At 44.3% G+C, this 19,920-nt stretch carries 15 protein-coding genes; 12 read left to right on the forward strand and 3 right to left on the reverse strand.

Annotated features, from left to right (window positions below):
• The first annotated feature begins 45 nt into the window (after positions 1-45).
• Positions 46-1,449, forward strand: a complete 1,404-nt coding sequence (locus tag CLV27_RS03430; RefSeq protein WP_132525845.1) for a mannose-1-phosphate guanylyltransferase/mannose-6-phosphate isomerase — start codon at positions 46-48, stop codon at positions 1,447-1,449.
• Between the two features lie 37 nt (positions 1,450-1,486).
• On the opposite strand, the gene CLV27_RS03435 is transcribed toward CLV27_RS03430, so the two are convergent.
• The 3 genes from CLV27_RS03435 to moaCB are packed head-to-tail and all read right to left on the reverse strand — an operon-like array spanning position 1,487 to position 3,301.
• Complete coding sequence (locus CLV27_RS03435; RefSeq protein ID WP_132525847.1) at positions 1,487-1,846, reverse strand: molybdenum cofactor biosynthesis protein MoaE; 360 nt, start codon at positions 1,844-1,846, stop codon at positions 1,487-1,489.
• Positions 1,809-2,393: an NTP transferase domain-containing protein gene (mobA, locus tag CLV27_RS03440; protein WP_132525849.1), complete on the reverse strand. Its 585-nt coding sequence runs from the start codon at positions 2,391-2,393 to the stop codon at positions 1,809-1,811. Before mobA ends, CLV27_RS03435 begins: the two co-directional genes overlap by 38 nt.
• The gene (gene moaCB / locus CLV27_RS03445; protein WP_132525851.1) at positions 2,390-3,301 is read right to left on the reverse strand and encodes a bifunctional molybdenum cofactor biosynthesis protein MoaC/MoaB; all 912 of its coding nucleotides are present in this window, start codon (positions 3,299-3,301) and stop codon (positions 2,390-2,392) included. The genes mobA and moaCB overlap by 4 nt, the downstream gene beginning before the upstream one ends.
• 517 nt (positions 3,302-3,818) lie before the next feature.
• Here moaCB and CLV27_RS03450 point away from each other — a divergent pair.
• Genes CLV27_RS03450 through CLV27_RS03500 form a run of 11 tightly spaced genes read left to right on the forward strand, consistent with a single transcriptional unit; the run spans position 3,819 to position 19,915 of the window.
• Positions 3,819-5,135: a nucleotide sugar dehydrogenase gene (locus tag CLV27_RS03450; protein ID WP_132525853.1), complete on the forward strand. Its 1,317-nt coding sequence runs from the start codon at positions 3,819-3,821 to the stop codon at positions 5,133-5,135.
• Positions 5,119-6,246 (forward strand): right-handed parallel beta-helix repeat-containing protein, encoded by a 1,128-nt coding sequence (locus CLV27_RS03455; protein WP_132525855.1) that lies wholly within the window; start codon positions 5,119-5,121, stop codon positions 6,244-6,246. The genes CLV27_RS03450 and CLV27_RS03455 overlap by 17 nt, the downstream gene beginning before the upstream one ends.
• Positions 6,231-7,781, forward strand: a complete 1,551-nt coding sequence (locus CLV27_RS03460) for a glycosyltransferase (protein WP_132525857.1) — start codon at positions 6,231-6,233, stop codon at positions 7,779-7,781. Before CLV27_RS03455 ends, CLV27_RS03460 begins: the two co-directional genes overlap by 16 nt.
• 19 nt (positions 7,782-7,800) lie before the next feature.
• Positions 7,801-8,964 carry a biotin/lipoyl-containing protein gene (locus CLV27_RS03465; RefSeq protein ID WP_132525859.1) on the forward strand — a complete coding sequence of 388 codons (1,164 nt, stop codon included), beginning with the start codon at positions 7,801-7,803 and terminating at the stop codon, positions 8,962-8,964.
• A complete protein-coding gene (locus CLV27_RS03470; protein WP_132525861.1) occupies positions 8,961-11,549 on the forward strand; it encodes a right-handed parallel beta-helix repeat-containing protein in 2,589 nt (862 codons plus the stop codon). The genes CLV27_RS03465 and CLV27_RS03470 overlap by 4 nt, the downstream gene beginning before the upstream one ends.
• Positions 11,530-13,386, forward strand: a complete 1,857-nt coding sequence (locus CLV27_RS03475) for an alginate export family protein (protein WP_132525863.1) — start codon at positions 11,530-11,532, stop codon at positions 13,384-13,386. The genes CLV27_RS03470 and CLV27_RS03475 overlap by 20 nt, the downstream gene beginning before the upstream one ends.
• 5 nt (positions 13,387-13,391) lie before the next feature.
• Positions 13,392-15,512 carry a tetratricopeptide repeat protein gene (locus CLV27_RS03480; protein WP_132525865.1) on the forward strand — a complete coding sequence of 707 codons (2,121 nt, stop codon included), beginning with the start codon at positions 13,392-13,394 and terminating at the stop codon, positions 15,510-15,512.
• A 7-nt stretch (positions 15,513-15,519) separates the two neighbouring features.
• A complete protein-coding gene (locus CLV27_RS03485) occupies positions 15,520-16,209 on the forward strand; it encodes an ABC transporter ATP-binding protein (protein ID WP_132525867.1) in 690 nt (229 codons plus the stop codon).
• Positions 16,206-17,396 carry an ABC transporter permease gene (locus tag CLV27_RS03490; RefSeq protein WP_132525869.1) on the forward strand — a complete coding sequence of 397 codons (1,191 nt, stop codon included), beginning with the start codon at positions 16,206-16,208 and terminating at the stop codon, positions 17,394-17,396. The genes CLV27_RS03485 and CLV27_RS03490 overlap by 4 nt, the downstream gene beginning before the upstream one ends.
• Positions 17,396-18,583, forward strand: coding sequence for an ABC transporter permease (locus CLV27_RS03495; protein ID WP_132525871.1), 1,188 nt, complete (start codon positions 17,396-17,398; stop codon positions 18,581-18,583). Before CLV27_RS03490 ends, CLV27_RS03495 begins: the two co-directional genes overlap by 1 nt.
• Positions 18,584-18,628: 45 nt before the next feature.
• Complete coding sequence (locus CLV27_RS03500) at positions 18,629-19,915, forward strand: ATP-binding protein (RefSeq protein ID WP_207891600.1); 1,287 nt, start codon at positions 18,629-18,631, stop codon at positions 19,913-19,915.
• The last annotated feature ends 5 nt before the right edge of the window (positions 19,916-19,920 follow it).

The following is a 19,920-nucleotide window of genomic DNA, read 5'->3' on the forward strand; positions in this document are numbered from 1 at the left end:
GTGATAAAATAGCCCAATAAAAATAAAGATAGGGAGAGGTGATACATGAAAATCGTAATCTTGGCAGGTGGGAGTGGGACAAGGCTTTTTCCCCTATCAAGGGAAAAGTATCCTAAGCAGTTCATAAAGTTAATTAACCACAGTTCCTTTTTCCAAGAAACCGTCAAAAGATTTACTTCTAAGTTTTCACTTGACGATTTTATCTTCTCTACAAAAAAGTACTATACATTTATGATAAAAGAACAACTTGAAGAACTAAAATTCAAGACAGACAATGTTCACTTTGTTTTAGAGCCTATAGGTAGGAATACAGCTCCTGCGATAGCTCTCTGTGCCAAGTATGCCCTTGATAAGATGGGGGTGGAGGAGGAGGAGGTTCTCTTTGTAACGCCTTCCGACCACTTTATAAGTCCTCGGGACGCAATGCTTAGGTACTTCCCCCTTACAGAAAAGCTTGCTTCACAAGGCTATATAGTGACCTTTGGTATAAAACCTTCACATCCAGAAACCGGTTACGGTTACATAAAAGTAGGGGAGCAGTTGGAGGAGGGTAGCTTTAAGGTTGAGAAGTTTACAGAGAAACCAGATTTTAAAAGGGCGGTTGAGTACGTTTCTTCGGGAGAGTACTTCTGGAACTCCGGTATGTTTGCCTTTACTATAAAGACTCTTAAGGAGGAGTTCCAGAAGTATCAGCCGGAGATATACTCACTGATCTTTGAAAATAGCTACGAGGAGGCGGTAGAGCGCTTTGAAGAACTTCCGGATATTTCCATTGACTACGCCATAATGGAGAACACCGATAGGGCTGCAGTGATACCCTGTGATGTTGTGTGGTCCGATATCGGTTCTTGGGACGCCGTTTATGAAGTATTCCCTAAGGACGAAGACTGTAACGTGAAGAAGGGTAACGTTATTACCTATGACACCAAGAACAGCATGATAATAGAAAAAGGAAAGAGGCTCATCGTAACAATTGGCGTTGAGGATTTAACCGTAATAGGAACGAGGGACGTTACTCTTATACTTAAGAGGGGTGAGAGCCAGAGAGTTAAAGAGGTAGTTAAGCTCCTCAAGAAGGACATTGAAAGGAAGCATTACGTAGATAGACACGTTACAGAGTATAGACCTTGGGGAAGCTTTACAGACCTTGAGGTTGGTGATAGGTACAGGATAAAACTCATTACCGTTAAGCCGGGAGAACAGCTGAGCCTTCAGATGCACTACCACAGGAGTGAGCACTGGATAGTCGTTAAGGGTACTGCAAAAGTTACGATTGAGGACAAGACCTTCTACGTCCACGAAAATGAGAGTGTATTTGTTCCAAAAACTACAGTTCACAGGCTTGAAAACCCCGGGAAGGTGCCCCTTGTCCTGATTGAGGTTCAGGTTGGTGAGTACATAGAGGAGGACGACATAGTAAGGTTTGAGGATAAGTACGGTAGGGTATAGGGGATTTTAGAGCCCGCGCTTTTAGCGCGGGCAAATTTTAACCGATTTCTTTTTCAACAACTACCTCTTTCTTTATTCGGGAGATAAGCTCTTCAAATGCTGGTAGAACGTCTGTTCTGAACCTGCCTGCAACGACTACGACCATTATGTCGTCGCCAACTTTAAGCCTGCCGCGGTTTATCCAGACCCTTATGGCCTCAATACCATCCCTGCTTTCAAACTCTGAAACAATTTTCTTAAGTTTCTCCTCGTCGTAGTCAAGCTCCATTTCCTCAACTGTCTTGCCACTTCTGGAGCTCCCCCTAACGATACCGTTGTGGACTAAAATCATTCCAAGGTTTTCTGGTCTTGAGGCTCTCTTAACATCCTCTATAAGCTTGTCTACAGATGGCCTCATTAAGTTCCTCCTTTCTGTTTATGTTTAAAAGGCTCTTCCTCGTGTAGTCAAAGGGTTCTAAGCTCTTAAAGTCAACCTGAGTGCTACCGAGTACTCTGTGGAGTTCCGAAATCCTGTGTCTCCCAGACCTTAGAAACTCTTCAACAGCTGGGACGTGCCTTTTGGACAGAAGGCAAAGTAGTGAGTGAACTCTACTTCCCTCAGAAACTACTGCTGGAGGGATGAAGCCAGAAAATGCCCTTAACGCCTTACTGCTTAGGAACGGCGTATCTCCGGGCAGAAAGAGGACCTTCTCGTAGGAGGCTCTTTTAAGTCCTGTAAGTATTCCGTAGATTGGGGAGAAGTCCTTAAAAGGTTCGGGGATAACTCTCACTCCCTTTAAGTGGGGAAACTTCAGTGGGTTCTTAGTAACGACGATAACTTCTGGAAAGTCCTTAACAGAGTTTAGAGTCCACTCTACCAAAAGTCTTCCTGCGACAGGCTCAGATAGTTTGTCTCTTCCAAAACGGGAGCTCTTGCCCCCTGCAAGGATGCAAACCGTTATCAGTGGCCACCTCCCTGAGCCATCTTGAGGGCATGCTTTATCAAGGGGGCGAACATCTTTAAATTCTGCTCAACGCCTTTTGTGCTACCCGGAAGGTTAATAACTATACAGTTTTCACTCAAGAAACCTGCCTTTGCTCTTGACATAAGTGCCTTAGGAGTGAACCTAACGCCAAGGATGTGCATAGCTTCAGAAAAGCCTACCATCTCTTTCTTTATGAGCTTTTCAGTCGCCTCTGGAGTTACGTCCCTTGGGCTGAACCCAGTTCCGCCTGTAGTGACTATTAAGTTTGCCCCGCTTTCCTTAAACCTGTTTATTGCCTCTGTAATTTTTTCAACCTCATCTGGAACAATTTCGTAGCCGATGATTTCAGCTCCAAAGCTTTCAAGAATCTCTTGGGCTACTTTACCACTTTTATCCTCCTTTTTTCCTACGTAGGCAGAATCACTAACAGTTATTACTGCTACTTTAAGACCTGAAAGGTCTTCTGCCCAGTCAGACTTTCCACCACTTTTCTCTACTACCTGTACTCCCTCAATAACCATGTTGCTGTCAAAGGCCTTACACATATCAAATATGTTGAGAAGCGCCATTAAACAGGCGTTCATAGCCTCAACTTCATATCCCGTTCTCCATATGCCCCTTACCTCTGCTTCAACTTCAATAAAGTCCTCTCCAACCTTTGTCTTTACCTCTATGTGGTCAATGGGGATTGGATGACAGAAGGGCATTAATTCTGAAGTTTTCTTTGCTCCCATAATTCCTGCAATTTGGGCAGCCGCAAGAACGTCGCCCTTAGGTATTTCCCTGTTTAGGATTTTCTTTACCGTTTCAGGAGAAAGTTTAATTCTTCCCTTTGCCTTTGCGGTTCTCAGGTTGTCAAACTTCGTCGTAATATCAACGGTTCTCATTTGAGCTCCTCCGCTTCGCTTTTGCCCATAGATTATAGCGGTAATTGTTCTTTTGTGGAGAGAAGGACAGGGATATAGGAGCTTAAGAGTTTTTTGGTTTTTAGTCTTTTGAGCTGACTTAATTTTTGTATTGACTTGACGATTGATTTGAGAGTTTTGGTAGTTTTGAACCTTTGACTTTGTCTATTATGGGCAGTTAACGGTTCACTCTGGGAATACATTTGTTTAGTTAAGTTAAAGTGTTTCTTGTGATTTCTTTTTTTTGATATCTGTCTGATGCGGACTTCTTTGAAAAAGTTTAGGAGAAGAACTATCAGGTGGCAGAAGGTTCCAATGACATTGTGCAATAAGGTTTGAATAGACTTACCAAAACCTTAGGAGTATGTTGGTAGAACTTGAATTTTCTAAGAATCAAAAGAAGTAATTGTTTTTCTGAGGTTTACTCTTTTGAGTAAATCGTGTAAAATGCTGTCGTGAAAAAAACGTAAAAAAACTAAACTACAAAAGGAGGGAAGTCGTGAGAATCGCTGTAATCGGTCTCGGTTACGTAGGTTTAGTTGGTGCCATGTGTTTAGCTTCAATGGGGCACGAGATTGTGGGGGTGGACATTGACGAAGGAAAAATTAACAAATTGAAGAACGGGGAGCTCCCAATCTATGAAGAAGGTCTGGAGGAGTACTACAAAAAGGCAGTTGAAGAGGGGAGGGTATCCTTCACAACTGACGTAAAGGAAGCTGTGGAAAAGACGGAGCTCTGTTTCGTATGCGTAGGAACTCCATCTAGGAAAGATGGAACTGTAAACCTTAGCTATGTAGAGAGCGCGGCTACAGAAATAGGAAGAGCGTTGAAGGATAAAGATAGTTTCTATACAGTTTGTTTCAGGAGCACAATTCCTCCCGGAACTTCCAATAGCTTAATAATTCCAATTTTAGAAAGGGAATCCGGTAAAAAAGTAGGTAAAGACTTTGGCTATGCTTTCAACCCTGAGTTCCTCAGGGAGGGAACTGCAATTTACGATTTCTTCAATCCACCAAAAACCGTTGTAGGTGCTGGGGACGAAAGGTCAGCTGAGGTTATTCTGGAGGTTTATAAAGATATTCCCGGAGGCAAGTTTAAGCTACCAATCGTAGAGTCTGAGATGGTTAAGTACGTTGACAACGTATGGCATGCTATAAAGGTAGCCTTTGCCAATGAGGTTGGCTACTTTGCAAAGCAACATGGAGCGGATGGAAGGCTTGTAATGAAAGTATTTTGCGAGGATAGGAAACTCAACATATCTCCCTACTACCTCATGCCCGGTTTTGCCTTTGGAGGTTCTTGTTTACCGAAAGACGTTAAAGGATTCGTCTCCATTGCTAACCAGAAAGGTATAGAAGTTCCTCTTATAAGCAGCGTTATGAAGTCAAACGAAAGCCATATAGACAAAGCAGTTAAGCTAATCAAGGAGCAAGTAGAGCCGGGAAGCACAGTTGCTATAATAGGAGTTGCGTTTAAACCCGGAACGGACGACACGAGGGAATCGCCAGCCGTTTACCTTGCGAGGAAGCTCCTTGACGAGGGGTATAAAGTAAGGTACTTTGACCCCCTCGTAGATACTGAAAGGGTCTACAGGCACTTTGATAGAGACTTCATTTCCATATCTGACGAAGACTTTTACTCCTCCCTTGAGGAGGCCTTTAAGGATACGGACTACCTCGTTCTTACTGGAAGTTACAGGGACGTACCCCAAGAAGAAGAGGCTTACCGTGAAAAGTACGTCTTTGACCTTAACGGAGTTCTCTACGATAAACCTAACCTAAGGGAGGCTTGCAAGTACTATGCGTTATGTTGGTAAACTCTTGAAAAATAGGAGCAAGGGACTGCTGTCCCTTGCCCTTTTTGTTTTTTCTCTATTTGGCTGTGCAACAGCTTCAGTGAAAGAAACTGCAACTGCTAAGGTGTGGAACGGAGGGAAAGTTATATTTGTCTCCCCCAAAGGAAGTGATAGAAACTCAGGGCTTTCTGCAGAAGAACCTCTTAGGACGATAAATTTAGCTCTTGAGAAGGCCTATCCCGGTGATACAGTAGTATTAATGCCGGGTAAGTATTATCAGAACATCACAACAGTAAGGTCGGGGACGAAGGATAGGCCTATTACTATCGTTGGAATGCCCGGCGCTGTGATTTATGGGTATAAAAGGAGAGGAGGAAGAATAATTCAGATAAGACACAGCTATATAACTTTAATGCACTTAACCGTAGATGGTCACTTTAGGAATTGTGAGAATATTGAGTGCTACCACGACAAACTTCTTTACGTTAAGGGCTCTCCTGACGAACTTTTAAAGGGTATAAGAGTTCTTGCTTCTCGTTTTGAAAACGCTTGGGGGGAATGCCTTAGGTTTAAGTTTGTTGAGGATGGGGAAATCGCTTGGAATCAGGTGTCTCACTGTGGATTGAGGGACTTCGTATTCGGCAGAGGAAAGCAGAATGGAGAAGGTATCTATATAGGAACGGCCCCCGAACAGATGCCAAAGGGGAAACTTGACAGGACGAACAACCTTCTCGTTCACCATAACTCAATAGCTACTTACGGTTCTGAGTGTATTGACGTGAAGGAAGGCTCACAAAGTTTAAAAATTTTTGATAATATTTGTTCAATGAATCAGGCCTATCACGTTGGAGGAATCTCTGTGAGGGCTAACAATAACCTTATTGAGGGAAATGTCGTATTTAAGAACAAAGGTTCAGGTATTCGTTTGGGGGGCGATACAGAAGAATTTGGAATATACAATGAGGTAGTTTCTAACTACTTGGACGCTAACACCTTTTCTGCCCTTAAAGTGATGAGGACTCCACAAAAGAAAATCTGTGGAAACAAGGCAACCCCTACAAATCCTCGCAAGTTTTATCCTAAGAAGAGCAAGTACGCTAAAGAGGCGTTTAGGCCATGCACAAACAGGTAGTTCCATCTCAAGTAGTTCCTACTCTCCTTTACATAGTGATGCTCGTTGTCTTTTTCGTGGCCTTGCCTCCCGTTTACCTCCATCCTGAAATGAAACGTTACGTTTTCATAATTGGTTTTGTTGCTGTGTGGCGTTACTCTTGGACGTTGCTCAACGTAGCGAGGGCTCTTTTCTACAAAAAGGTTTACTTTCCGGAATTAAGAAAAAAAGCGGATAGCGTTCCAAAAGAAAAGCTCCCCGAGCATGCCTTTATCCTCGTTACAACCTACCGTATCCCCGAGGAAATATCTATTCAGGTTTATAGAGGTGCAATAGGAGAGGTTATAAACTGCGTAAAGCACGGAATGAAAGCTACTTTAATAGCCTCTGTTGTTGAAAAGTGTGAGGAAAATCTTGTTAAAAAGCTCTGGAAAGTTATGTCCCCTCCGCCCGGAGCTTCCCTCCTAATTGTTCGCTTTGCTGGAACGGGAAAGAGGGACGGCTTAGCTGTAGCTTTTAGAGCTCTCCTCAGAGAGCCTGCAAAACTTCAAAACTCAGTAGTTGCCCTCGTTGATGGAGACACGATTTTAACTCCGGGTTCTATGGTCAAGTGCGCAAGCCTCTTTGCTATAAACCCCAAGCTTGGAGCTGTAACGACAAATGAAGACTGTGTTCTGCCGGAAAAAGATTGGGTTTACAAAATTTACAAGCAGTGGTATACCCTCCGTTTTGCTCAGAGGGATACCTACATGGCTTCTGTTGCCCTGTCCCACAGGGTTATGACGCTTACTGGAAGGATGTCTGTCTATAGAGGGGAGCTCTTTTTAGACCCTGAATTTGCAGAAACCGTTCAGCACGACTACGTTGAACACTGGCGTATCGGTTGGTTGCGATTCTTAACTGGGGACGATAAGTCCACTTGGTTCTACGTCTTAAAGAACGGATGGGAAATGCTCTACGTTCCAGACGTAATGGTTTGGTCCATGGAAGCTCCCCCCCACCGCAACTTCCTGAAAGGAACAACTATGCTGATGATACGTTGGTTCGGCAACTCACTAAGGGCTACTTACAGGGCCAAAAAGATACCAATCAGCGTTACGGGACTTTACGTTTGGTACACGATTCGCGACCAACGTATCACTATGTGGACAGGTCTTTACGGTCTTTTGGCTGCTCTCTTGGGAGAGATAAAGTGGGGTGGTGGCGTTCTTTTTGCTTACATCTGGTGGATTCTCCTTACTCGCTTTTTGGTAGCTCTCTTCTATGCTGTCCAGAGGGGTTACTACTACATAAGCTGGCCGATACTTCTCTACTTTAACCAGATATACGGTTCTCTCGTAAAGATTTACATCCTTAATCACCTTTACAAGCAAAAGTGGACAAGGCAACAGACAGTTCTGGCAGGTGAGGAGACTAAGTGGGACAGATTTTACGTTGTTACCTCTTCCCATATGACCCTTCTCGTTCAGGCCTTGACCTTTTTCATTGTAACCGGCTTCTCAGTTGGATTCTTTGATACTCAGGATTTGATTCGCTTCTTTGAAGTTTTCCACTGATGATTTAGGGGGTAACGGGATGGATGAAAGGAAAAAGGAGGAAACTCCTGAGACCCAACAACAGCAACCGCAGACCCAGAGGATAAAGCATAAGGCGGAGCCTACGAGGCACTATCCAAGGTATAAGATACCCGCTTACATAGAGATTGATGGAAAGCGTTACAAGCTAAACGATTGGTCGGTTGGTGGATGTGCTATAGACGGTTTGCCAGATGAACAGCTTGACAAGAAGTGGGCAGTTGGAAACTTCATAGTTCCTTTTGATACTTTTGAGACGGTTATAAAGGACATAAAGCTTGAATTTCTTCACAGGCGTCCAGACGGTTCAGTCGGCTGTAGGTTTACGGAACTAAGGCCTGAACAAATTTCTCTTATGCAGGATATAATAGAGGCCTACCTTGAAGGTAGCATTGTTACCCTTGACGAATTCATAAACGTTGTAAAAAGGGAAGACCTTAGAGAAACCCTTGAAGGAAGGCGTCCTAAACCCCCGAAGAGGGGAGGTAAAGAGGAGTTCCTAAGAAGGATTTTTGTTCTTTCGGTTCTCTTTTCTGCTTTAACGCTTCTTGTTATATTCCTCTTAGAAGCGCTTCATGCGAGAATTTTCATTATTAAACCGGTAGCTGCTTTTTACGACGCCAAGCTTGAAATAATTAGGTCGCCTATTAACGGCTTCTTCAAGACCAAGTATAACTGGCAGGTTGGTGATAGGGTAAAGAAAAATCAAGTTATAGGTGTTGTTGATTCACCTGCAAGTTTTTCCGTTGCAATTCCGTCTCCTGTAACAGGAACTGTTGTTGAGGTCTATGCTAAAAACTTGGATGTGGTTAGGTTTATAGACCCCCTCCTTGCAGTTCTGCCCGATGGGGAGGAGATATACGTTTACGCCAACATCCTCCACTCAGATATGGAAAGGGTGAGGGTTGGACAGGACGTGGAAATTATCCGTCAGGACGGCAAAGTACAAAGGGGTAAGATAGTTTCAATAGAAGGAAGCCCCTCTCTTGCGACTTTCCACTCAATTACTCCCTTGCCGGCCTACTCCCTCTCTTGGAACTACGACAGGGTAAAGATAAAGATTATAGGGGAGAAAGTTCCTCTCTCCGACTTGAAAAAGTCGGTTGACGTTGTTATAGACCTGACACCGACCCTTCTCAAGCCAATCTTCTGGATTCTGCCATGAGTTTAAGAAGGTTAGTTGGGCTTATTGTTCTGACAGTCTTTTTGGTGGCTAACTCTCCGTTGGCCTATGCTTTTACCTTTTTGAAGGAGGACGTTTACGAAAAGGCTATTAAGAAATTTTTCGTGGTTCCTCCAAAGGGAACGGTTAAAATAGTTCCGAAGAGACTCTCCTTTAAACCCGAAAAAGTAAAGGAGGCTGAGGAAAAGTTAAAGAAGTTAACGCCGGAGGAAGTTCTAAAGGCTGTTCCCAAGAAATGTAACGGAGGAAAATTTTACTTCTTGCCTGTAAAGTACCTTTACTTTCTGCCCTTTAGGGAATACTACATAAAGTGGTGGGAGGAAGCTCCAAACTTAAAAATCCTCGTTTTGACTAAAGGAAACTTTTCCTTAGAGTGGCTCTGGAAGAAGATAAAGAACGATAAAGTAATTGAAAAAGATGGGGACGCCTACATTCTTAAAGTTCCTGTAATTGTCGCTCGGGGTGCTAACCTCGTTATCAGGAACACAGAACTGAGAATGGCCTTAGAGCCGGGTTGTCCGATTCTCGTCATCGGAAAGATATTCATAATAAGCTCTAAGGTTGTAGCTTGGGATACCAAGAACAACAAATTTTCTCCTCTTCCCCACATTGCAAAAGAAAACTTCTACCTCTACGGAACGCAGAAACAGAGACCTTACATCTTAGCGATTCGTAGTGGAAAGCTGATTATCGTAGACTCTTACTTTTCCGGCCTTGGGTATAAAGGGCTCTTTAGCTCTTTCGGCCTTGGCCTTAACACTTGGGTTAGTAAGAAGTTAAAGGTTAGTCCCGTTGTAAAACTCCTTGATATGCCGGTTTCTCGTGAACAGCCGGAGCTTAAAAGGGTAAATAAGCTTGTTCGTTCTCTCCTTGAACAGGAATACTCAACAGGAATATTCTTGGGGAACGACATTATAGCCAACTACATGGGATTTTACTCCAACGAGGCAAGGAACGTAGTGTTTGTTGGAAACTACGTTAAGGATAACGCCCTTTACAACTACGACCCCCACGACTGGACCAAGAACCAGCTCGTTGCTTACAACGTCTTTGAGAATGCGGGAAAGGCCCACGGCCTAATCTTTTCAAGGTTTACCACAGGGGTAGTTATAGGAAACGTTTCTGTTGGGAATCACGGCGCTGGCATAATGATGGATAGAAAGTCGGAAGCAATTATCTACCGCAACGTTGTTTTTGGTAACAGGCTGGGGGGAATTTCCCTTCTTGAGAGTGATAGGAACTTCATCGTGAACAACGTGGTTACGAGAAACAGGTCCTACGGTATATACCTTAGGAACTCCTTGGACGTTTTTGTTAAAGGTAACAGGATTTTCAAGAATCCAAGTTACGGCTTTGAAGTCGCTGCTGCTGACATTGGTTATCAGATTTACAGGAACCTCTACACGGACCCCTACCACATGGCGGCATCTGCTTGGCTTGAAGAGAACGACTTTCATTTAAACTTTGCCGGTGAGGTAATGGTAGCTAACGGTGGAGCAATAGCTCTCTACAAAAATGAGTTCTACCCTCAGCCAAGGCTCTTTATGGGCGATATTTCAAAGTATACCGACGAAATAATGAGAAATCAGGATAAAGAACCCGTTGTTATTCCCGGTTACGGTATTTTAGAGGAGAGGAAAAAGGTTCGTCCTGATGTTTCAGGTTACCTTGAAAGGATAGAGCTTAACCTTGTAAGGGCTGGAAACGACGAGAGTAGGACTGCCATAGGAGTTCTGAAGCTCTTTAAGGCTCATAAGGAAGCAGAAGAGTATGGAGAATCGGCGAAAACCCGAGCGGAGAAAAGGGAAGGTATAAAGTGGCTTTTATCGGCTGCGTCCCGTGGAGAAACTCAAGGACTTGTAATACTTGGAGCAAACTCTCTTGTAGATAAGAAGCTGCAAGAAGAAGGAATAATGCTTGTTGCCGAGGCAGCGGTTCTTGGTAGCGTTAACGCCCGTTACATCCTTTTCTTGCTACCTGTGTTTTCTGAAGTGAGCAGGAAGGAGGTTAACTCTTACGTTGATAAGGCGATAGAACGTATAGAGAATGGTAAACTCGTAGACTGTGCCCTTTTTGGAGCTAAGAACGCTTGTTTTAAGGTAGGACCAAAGGAAAGGGAGTTCTTCAGGAAACAGATATTAAACTTTAAGAGACAGTTTTCTTTATCAGGGAGCAGGGATTACTGGGAGTTTTTCAGGAAGAACGTGGAAGATGTTGTAACCACTGGCTACAAGAAAAAAGTAGATACACTTAAGGTCGTTATAGTTAAGAAAAACGCTGGTATGAGGAAGTATATTAACTGGGAAAAGGAAAGGTTTCACGATGTTGAGATTGGTTTCCTTGAAGGTTATCCAGAACTTGTTCGCTATATAAGGAAGAACTTTGCTACTATTAAGGCGTGGACCTTGATGCTTAAGCAGGACGATGATGCAGATTTTAAACAAATAGAGAAAGATGTTCGCCAAAACCTTGAAAAGATGAATCTTTTCCGTTTAAGGAAGGTAGACGTTGATAAACTCATGAACCATTTGAGGCAGGGGTATTTCAATGCGCAAGGGGTTGAATAAATTAGCTCTTGTTTTTGTTTTTTTACTGTATTTCCTAACTGGTGAGGCCTCATCAAATTCTTTAAGTGGTGATAGAGACTACTACTGCGTACAGCTTGTAACATCTCCCTACCCCTCTCAACTTGTTGAAATGGCTACGGAACTTTCTGGGCGTTTTGAAGATGTTAGGGTAGAAAAGATAGGCTCTCTGTACACTCTAAGGGTTGGTTTCTGGGATAGGGTTAGAGAGGGAAAGGACGTACTGCGAGAGCTCAAAAGGCGTTTCCCTTCAGCTTTTATGAGGGTGTGTGCTTATAAGCCTGAAAGGTGGATCTTCCCGTCAAAGGTGGTTAGAAAGAGAGAGCAGGAGGTAGAAGAGGTAGAGAATAGAGTTCCTGAGGAGAAGAGTGAGTCTGTAGCTCAGGAGCTCCACAGCGAAGAGGAAAAGGAAGGAGTACTGCCCAGCTGGCTTCGTGAAGGTATTCTGGAACTTCCCAAATGGTTCAAGCAGGCCGTTTTCAGCGAGGATAAACCTCTTGACGTTGCAGCCTCTGAGTCTGCTAAGTCTGCCAGCAGTGAGTCCTTTACGGAGGGAGCTCTCTTTTTGAAATACTACCTTAACCTCTACGCCCGTGTTGCAGATAGCTTGGAGTCAGGAACGTGCAAGTTAGAGGGTAAGGATCTCGTTCTAAAGCCGGGCGTGAAGTTCGCTTGGAGTATGACCGATAAGCTCAGCTTGTGGGGAGATGTAAGGGTAGGTGGCGCTTATCAGAAGTTTTTGGACACTCACAGAAAGAAGTTTTGGCTTGATATAAGGCAGCTTTACATCTCCAACAGGCCGATTTTTGACCCTAACTACTACGGTTTCGTTTTCTCAGCTGGACGGGTTCTTGTTTCAGAGCCGAGAGGATTCTGGTTCTACAACTCCATTGATGGAATAAGGGTAGATTACTTGAGCACCCTGTTAAGCGGTAGCCTCTGGCTTGGAAAGAGGATAAACGACGTTTACGTAACCAACAACGAGGAAAGGAGCAACATCTCTGGATACACCTATCTTGTAGGAACTGTTGATTACCAATACCGCTACCGCCAGCACATTCACCTCTTTTACGTTAAGGAGTATAGGGGAAGCTCGGCTTCTGTTGGTGATACCTTTGACGTTTGGTCTCCTGTGAAGGAAAAGGAAAACCTAAACTGGGTAGGGGGTAGGTGGACCTACTCTTGGGACGATAGGTTTGAGGGTAGAAAAGTTGACCTTTGGCTTGACGTAGGGTACATGTGGGGAGACAGGGACATCCTTGAAACCCAAAGGGTTGGTTGTACTGCTACAAGTGAAGTGATTTCTGTTGCAAGTGCTTCTATGGACGGTGGAGGATTTGAGCTTGGTGGAAAGTATATTGATAACGACGTTGGAATTGGAGCTCGTGTTGCTGGCGGGACGGAGTACTTCTACCAACCGAGACTTTCAAGCAACAGGGAGCACCTCTTTGGTCCAAATACAATTCGCTACTACGGCGAGTACACCAACCCTGACCTAACGAACACTTTGATATTCAGCGTCTTTGGCGGATACCAGTGGAAGGAGAACCACTGGATAGAGCTAAACATCCTTAAGTATAACCTCGTTAATAAGGACCAAGGAACTTCTTTCTCCCGTTATTTCCCTTCTCCTAACGGAAAAGACGGTGACCTTGGATGGGAGATAGACTTCATCCTTGAAGGAGAAGAAAAGGGGCTTTCGGCAAAGTGGCGTTACTACCTCATAGGTAGCTACTTTGAGCCCGGCTCTGCCTACGACGGAGTAAGTGAAGTTGATAGGTCGTATGGACTTTTCCTCAACATTAAGAGGTACTGGTAAAGGTGATGAAAAGGGTAGTTCTCTTCCTGCTTGCTCTGCTAATGTTTGTTTCGTGTGCTGATTTAAGGAGAGCGGAGCTCCTATACCTACAGGGAAAAGTAGAAGAGGCATCTAAGGAGCTAAAAGAGCTTGCTGATAGAGGATTTCCCAGAGCAAACTTCCTTCTCGGTAAAATAGCATTAGAAGAGGGGGATACGGAAAAGGCAATTTCCTACTTTAAGAGGGCTTACGAGCTTGGTTACGTTCCTGCAGCTAAGGAGATAGCTACTCTTTACATGAGTCTTGGAGACGAAGAAGAAGCGTTAGTTTGGCTTGAAATTGCAGCTGAAAAGGGAGACGTTTCTGCTGAGTATCTACTTTACAAGTATAGGCTACAGATAGCCCTCAGGGAGGGGGATGAAAGGGGAGTAAGGAGGGTTCTAAAAAAACTTAACTACTTTGCCAGAGCTAAAAAGTTTCCAAAGGCTTACGTTCTCATAGGGGATTACTACTACCAGCATGGAAAAGTAGAGGAGGCTATTAAGTACTACAGGAGAGCATATCTAAACGGCTTTACAAAAGCCGGTCTGAAGATAGCTTCTATCTATCTTTCTCTCGGCAAGAAGAAAGTGGCAATGGAGCTCTATAAGGAGCTCTACGCTAAAGGGGTTAAGCAGGCTGCTTACAGGCTTGGAAAGCTCTACGAGAAAGAGGCTAAAAGCGTAGAGCTCGGCTACTGTCCGGTGGCCGATGCGAAAACGGCGGAAGACTACCTAAGGTTAAGGAAGGAGATAGAGAAGAAGAAAGAGGCCGTTCTTAAAGAAGCTATAGAGTGGTATCGTCGCGCTGGCGACTACCTACCCGCGCGGTATAGGTTGCTCAGGTTAAAGTGGATATCTTCGGGAAATCCTTGTGGAGATTATCAGGTTATGCTCAGGTTTGCTCAAAACGGAGTTAGGGACGCCTACAAGGATCTTGTAAAACTCTACGCTGCTGGTAGCTGTCCAGCTCCGGAAGGGGTTTCTAAGGTTCTAAGTTCCCTTGAGAGACGTTTTGCCCTTGAGGGAGGAAGGCAGGAAAGAGCTCCACAAGGCGTTTCTGAAGCGACTAAGTGGGTTCGTGAAGCAAAGAGGCTCTTAACGGCAGCTCCATCAAAGGCTAAGGTTTACCTTGAAAAAGCCTGTAGGGCTGGAAGTGAGGATGCTGAGATAGAACTTGCAAGCCTTCTTAAGAAGAAGAATCCAGCTTTAGCTGAGGCCGTTTTCCTCTACCATGCCAGTAAGGGTAACCCCAAGGCTATGTTCTTGCTTGCTCAGCTATACCTTGAGAAAGGTTTAAAGGAGAAAGCTTTCTCTTGGCTTGAAAAGGCCGCTTCCCTTGGATACCGTCCTGCTATAGACTACATGCTTGACCAAGGGGAGGTGCAGAAAGCCCTTGAGTTTGTGAAGAGGTTAAAGGACACCGACCCCTGTTTTTACCACCTTGTTATGTCTAAGGTGTACGGTGAGGGTTTAGGGGTAAAACCGGACTTCAAGAAGGCCTTAGAGCACCTAAAGCTTGCAGACCAGAAGAACTGTCCGCAGGCTAAACTGCGTTTAGCTCAAATTTACTACTCTTCCGGTAAGTACAAAAAGGCCTTAAAGTACGTTCAGAAGTACTTAAAGTATAACAAGAACGACGGACTAGCTTTAGCCCTCCTTGCTAAAATTTACTTAAAGTTTGGCAATACAGAAAAGGCAGTTGACTACCTTGTAAAGGCTATTGAGAACGGTTATTCTCCTCAGCTCTTAGAACTCCAGTTCCTCTTTAACGACCTTAAAGACAAGAAGATAAGAAAAATGAAGCTCTCAAATGCGCTCCTCATTTTCTTGGCCGATAAGCTGGTGGACAGCAACTTTAACGCCTCCGTATGTTACGCTTACAGGGCAGCCCTTAATAGGGCAACAGGTGCAGCCATCTTCATCTTAAGGCTTGGGACAAGGGTGGATACGCAGGAGCAGGCAGAGTTCCTGAAGAAGGTTGCTGAGAACCCAAAAGTTTGCGCTAAATACTTAAGAGCCCTACAAAGCAGGCTGAGGAGAGGAAACCTTACCCTTAGCTCACTCATAGAGTACCTATCTTCCGTCGGTTCTTCCAAGAAGGGGTAAAGCCTTTATGCCTCTCGTAGAGCTAAGGAACGTTACCAAGTCCTACTTTCAGGGAGAACTTGAGGTAAAAGTTCTAAAGGGTATATCCCTCTCTGTAGAGAGAGGGGAGTTTGTTGCCATCATGGGACCTTCGGGTTCGGGGAAATCAACCCTTATGTACATCCTTGGCTGTCTTGATAGGCCAACTTCTGGCGAGTACTACCTTGACGGTAAGAACGTTCTTGAGCTCTCAGACGACGAACTCTCGCAGCTCAGGAGTAGATATATCGGTTTTGTCTTTCAGGCCTTTTATTTAGTTCCGTACCTTTCTGTCCTTGACAACGTTATGCTTCCGGTTGAGTATTTAGACTCTAAGTATAGAAGGGAGCTCTTTTCTAAAACTACTCCTGAAAGAAGAGCAAGGGAAATCTTGGAGCGTTTAGGGCTTTCTGAGAGGCTTCACTTTAAGCCTGACCAGCTTTCTGGAGGTCAAAAGCAGAGGGTTGCGATTGCAAGAGCTCTGATAAACTCTCCTGAGATTATCTTAGCGGATGAACCGACAGGCCAGCTTGACAGTGAATCAGGAAAGGCGGTGATGGAGCTCTTAACGGAGCTGAACAAGGAAGGAAAAACCGTTATCGTCGTTACCCACGACAAAGCGGTAGCTTCTTACGCTAAAAGAATCGTGAGGATAAAGGACGGGCAGATAGTGGAATGATAGGGCTTTACCTTAGGGACCTTGTCTTTTCCCTTCTCCACAACAAAGTAAGAACGCTCTTTGCCCTCCTTGGAATCGTCTTTGGAGTCTCCTCCGTTGTTCTGATAGTTTCCGCCATTGAGGGGAGCAGCCTTCAGGCCAACAGGGTAATAAAGAAGCTTGGACCAGACTCCGTTTTAATAGTTTCCGGAAGTATAGGGAAAGGACCTCGTGGGCTCTTTAGGAACTTAGGACTCTCAGACGTCAAAGAAATAGAAAGGCTTGAAGGGATATTTGCCCTTACCTACGGAATTGTTAAGCCAACGACCGTTGCAGGTGGCCGTCTTTCAAAGTTTTCCTCTGTCTTTGGGGTGGGTGAGAACTGGCTCGTTTCTTGGGACTACAGAGTTGAGCTTGGAAGGGGCTTTACAGAAGAGGACTTTAAAGAAAAGAGGAAGGTCGCCGTCGTTGGACACGACGTTAGCGACTTTCTCTTTCCGGGCGAAAACCCAATAGGGAAGATACTTCTTATAGGCAGAACCCCTTTTAGAATCATCGGCGTTTACAAGAGGAAGGGCAAAACCCCCAACGGCCATAACCTTGACAACAGGGTGTTTATTCCCTACAGAGTCTTTGACAAGGTGGTAGAAAAAACCTTTAACAAGGTTTCGGTTATAAGGTTTAGAGTTCTGTCCCTTTCAGACTACGATAAGATAGTGGATGAGACAAGGAAAATACTCCTCAAGCGCCACAAGCCCGACGACTTTACGCTAATAACTCCCTTAGTTGTCAGGAAGTTTCTCTCTATGCTCTCTGCAACTTTTGCTCTTTTCTTAGGAATAGCCTCAACCACTGCCCTTGTTGTTGGAGGGTTCGTTCTGTCTTCCATTTTCTACATAAACGTCTATACCCGCCAGTGGGAAATAGGTTTACGGAGAGCTCTCGGAGCTACTAAAAGGGCTATCCTTCTAAGAATTCTTCTTGAAAGCCTCATTATTGCTGTTGTTTCCCTCCTTCCGGGAAGCCTCCTTGGGTTTGCCGCCGTTAAGTTCATTCTTCCTCTCCTTAACGTTCCCGTTGTCTATCCCGTCAAGGCCTTTATAGTCTCTGCTACTTTTTCTGTAGCCGTTTGCCTCTTTGCAGCCTACTTCCCGGCAAAGAGGGCTTCTCTCTTTGAGCCAGTCCACGCTCTAAGGAGAAAGGTGTAATGGGTTTAAAGCCACTCCTTTCTTACTTTAGGGAGAACAAGAAGAGGATGCTCCTTTCAGTAGTTGGAGTTGCCATTGGGGTTTTCTCCCTAACCCTTATGATGGGGATAACAGGAGCTATGAGGCAGGCGGTTTTAAAAGCTTTAGGAGATTTAGGGGCGAACGTAATAGTTGTTGTTCCCGGAGATTTCAAGAACCTTGGCGGAAGAACCATTCAGATTTCCTTCTATCCTACCTTAATCCTTGATGATGCTAAGGCGATAAAGGATAAGTGTCCTTCCGTTTCACTTGTCGCTCCCTACAAAAAGGTGGCTCCTAACGTTCACTTTGGTGGAAAGTTTTTAAGGGCTGAAGTTTTCGGTTTAACTCCGGAGTATGAGAAGATAACCGGTTACGGCGTCGCCTGCGGAAGGTTTTTAAACGAGGAGGATTTAGAAGAAATTAGGCAGGTTGCTGTAATTGGTACGGACGTGGCGAGGGAGCTCTACGGCGAGCCCTGTCCCGTCGGGAAAACCATTTACCTTTTCTACGCTCCCTACAAGATAGTCGGCGTGATGGAAAAGAGGGGTACAGACATAAGCGGAGAGAACCTTGATATGAGGGTTTACATTCCCCTAACTTCTGCCATGAGGAGGATAGCTAACGTTGACTACTTGGACGGGATTTATGTTTTACCCTCAGGCGACTTAGAGGAAGCTGAGAAGGAGGTTAAATCTCTTCTATTAAAGAGACACGGGACAGAGGACTTTACCGTAAGTAAATTTGAGGACTTGGCCAACACCAGAAAGCAGGCGATGGAGATATTCTCAAAGCTATCAGTGATTGTAGCTGTGATTGCCTTTGGGGTCGGAGCTCTTGGAATCTTGGCCGTAATGACCCTTTCTGTTTACGAGCGTCTCGTTGAGATAGGGGTGAGGAGGGCCTTTGGAGCTACGAAGTGGGATATTTTTAAACAGTTCCTGTTTGAGTCGGCGCTTCTTTCAATAAGCGGAGCTCTCTTTGGAGTTCTTTTTGCCGTTCTCTTTGTTCTCCTAATATCCCATTTTGCCGGCTGGCCTTTTTACTTGCCTGTGAGGGGAGCTCTCATATCTTTTTCCCTCTCTGTCCTCATAGGCCTTCTCTCCGGGGTCTATCCTGCCCTTAGAGCTACCTCCTTTGAGCCGAGAGAGGTTTTAAGGGATGTTTAAAATTTCCTTTTAAGAAGGAAAGATTTTTGATAAAATTTCCTTATCATGAGGAAGGAAGTTCTCAAAGAGGTGATAGTTTCTTTTCAGAGGAGGGAGCTCCCCCAAGTTATCAGTCGGGATTTAAGACTTCCCATAGACAGTGGGAAGATTGTAACCTTAGTTGGGGTAAGAAGGAGCGGAAAGACCTACCTTCTTTACCAAGTTATAAAAGAGCTAAGAGAAAAGGTAAGTCCCGAAAACATTGTTTACATAAACTTTGACGATGAAAGGCTTGAGTTTAAAAAAGAAGAACTCAACCTCATCTTAGAGGCCTACAGGGAGCTCTACCCCGACAAGAAACTTTCTGAGGTCTATTTCTTCTTTGACGAGATTCAGAACGTAGAAGGCTGGGAGAAGTTTATAAAGAGGATTTATGAAGTAGAGACGAAAAGACTCTTTATCACAGGTTCAAGTTCTAAGTTTTTATCCGTAGAAATAGCTACAGCTCTTAGAGGTAGAACGGTAAGCTACGAGGTCTACCCCCTTTCTTTTCTGGAGTTCTTACGCTTTAAAGGCTTAAGAGTTTCACCTACCGACATTTACGATGTTGAAGTTAAAAGTAAAGTAAAGAAGCTCTTTGAGGAGTTCCTCATTTGGGGAGGATTCCCGGAGCTTGCCTTTGTAGAAGACGAGGAGCTGAAACTTAGAATACTTCAGGAATACTTTGAGGTAATGCTTTTTAGGGATTTAGTTGAAAGGTTTGGCCTTAAAAACCTTCCTGTAGTTAAGTACTTCTTGAAAAGGGCAGTAGAGAGCGTTTCTTCTCCCTTTTCTGTAAATAACGTTTTTAACGAGCTAAGGTCTGCGGGCTATAAGGTTTCAAAGGATACTCTTTATTTCCTCCTTGATGCGGCAGAAAGCGTTTACCTTGTGAAGCTCCTTGAAAAGTTTTCCCGTTCTGTCCTAAAAAGAGAGCTGAGTCAAAAGAAACTCTACGTTATTGACAACGGCCTCATTAATGCAGTTTCTTTTTTCAAGGACAGGGGAAAACTCTTAGAAAATCTCCTTTTCAGGGAGCTCCTTTTAAGTTACGGAAAAATTTTCTTTTATAAGGGAAAAAAAGAGTGTGACTTTGTGGCCTTTAAAGGTGAAAAGCCTTTCCTGTTTCAGGTTGCCTATACGTTAGAAGAGGAGAAGACTTTAAAAAGGGAGGTTGGAGCTCTCATAGAAGCCTGCAACTTCTTTTCCCAAAAAGAAGGACTGATAATAACCTACGACGAAGAAAAGGAAATAGAGAAGGACGGAATCAAGATAAAAATTGTCCCGGCTTGGAAATTTCTAATGTCATCGTAGAAAAC

The organism is Phorcysia thermohydrogeniphila, assembly GCF_004339575.1.
In the GTDB taxonomy this organism is placed as follows: Bacteria; Aquificota; Aquificia; order Desulfurobacteriales; family Desulfurobacteriaceae; genus Phorcysia; species Phorcysia thermohydrogeniphila.

Coding starts and splice junctions, on each gene's coding strand:
- CLV27_RS03430 (WP_132525845.1), top strand. CDS start 46: ATGAAAATCGTAATCTTGGCAGGTGGGAGTGGGACAAGGCTTTTTCCC.
- CLV27_RS03435 (WP_132525847.1), bottom strand. CDS start 1,846: ATGAGGCCATCTGTAGACAAGCTTATAGAGGATGTTAAGAGAGCCTCA.
- moaCB (WP_132525851.1), bottom strand. CDS start 3,301: ATGAGAACCGTTGATATTACGACGAAGTTTGACAACCTGAGAACCGCA.
- CLV27_RS03455 (WP_132525855.1), top strand. CDS start 5,119: ATGCGTTATGTTGGTAAACTCTTGAAAAATAGGAGCAAGGGACTGCTG.
- CLV27_RS03460 (WP_132525857.1), top strand. CDS start 6,231: ATGCACAAACAGGTAGTTCCATCTCAAGTAGTTCCTACTCTCCTTTAC.
- CLV27_RS03465 (WP_132525859.1), top strand. CDS start 7,801: ATGGATGAAAGGAAAAAGGAGGAAACTCCTGAGACCCAACAACAGCAA.
- CLV27_RS03470 (WP_132525861.1), top strand. CDS start 8,961: ATGAGTTTAAGAAGGTTAGTTGGGCTTATTGTTCTGACAGTCTTTTTG.
- CLV27_RS03475 (WP_132525863.1), top strand. CDS start 11,530: ATGCGCAAGGGGTTGAATAAATTAGCTCTTGTTTTTGTTTTTTTACTG.
- CLV27_RS03480 (WP_132525865.1), top strand. CDS start 13,392: ATGAAAAGGGTAGTTCTCTTCCTGCTTGCTCTGCTAATGTTTGTTTCG.
- CLV27_RS03485 (WP_132525867.1), top strand. CDS start 15,520: ATGCCTCTCGTAGAGCTAAGGAACGTTACCAAGTCCTACTTTCAGGGA.
- CLV27_RS03490 (WP_132525869.1), top strand. CDS start 16,206: ATGATAGGGCTTTACCTTAGGGACCTTGTCTTTTCCCTTCTCCACAAC.
- CLV27_RS03495 (WP_132525871.1), top strand. CDS start 17,396: ATGGGTTTAAAGCCACTCCTTTCTTACTTTAGGGAGAACAAGAAGAGG.
- CLV27_RS03500 (WP_207891600.1), top strand. CDS start 18,629: ATGAGGAAGGAAGTTCTCAAAGAGGTGATAGTTTCTTTTCAGAGGAGG.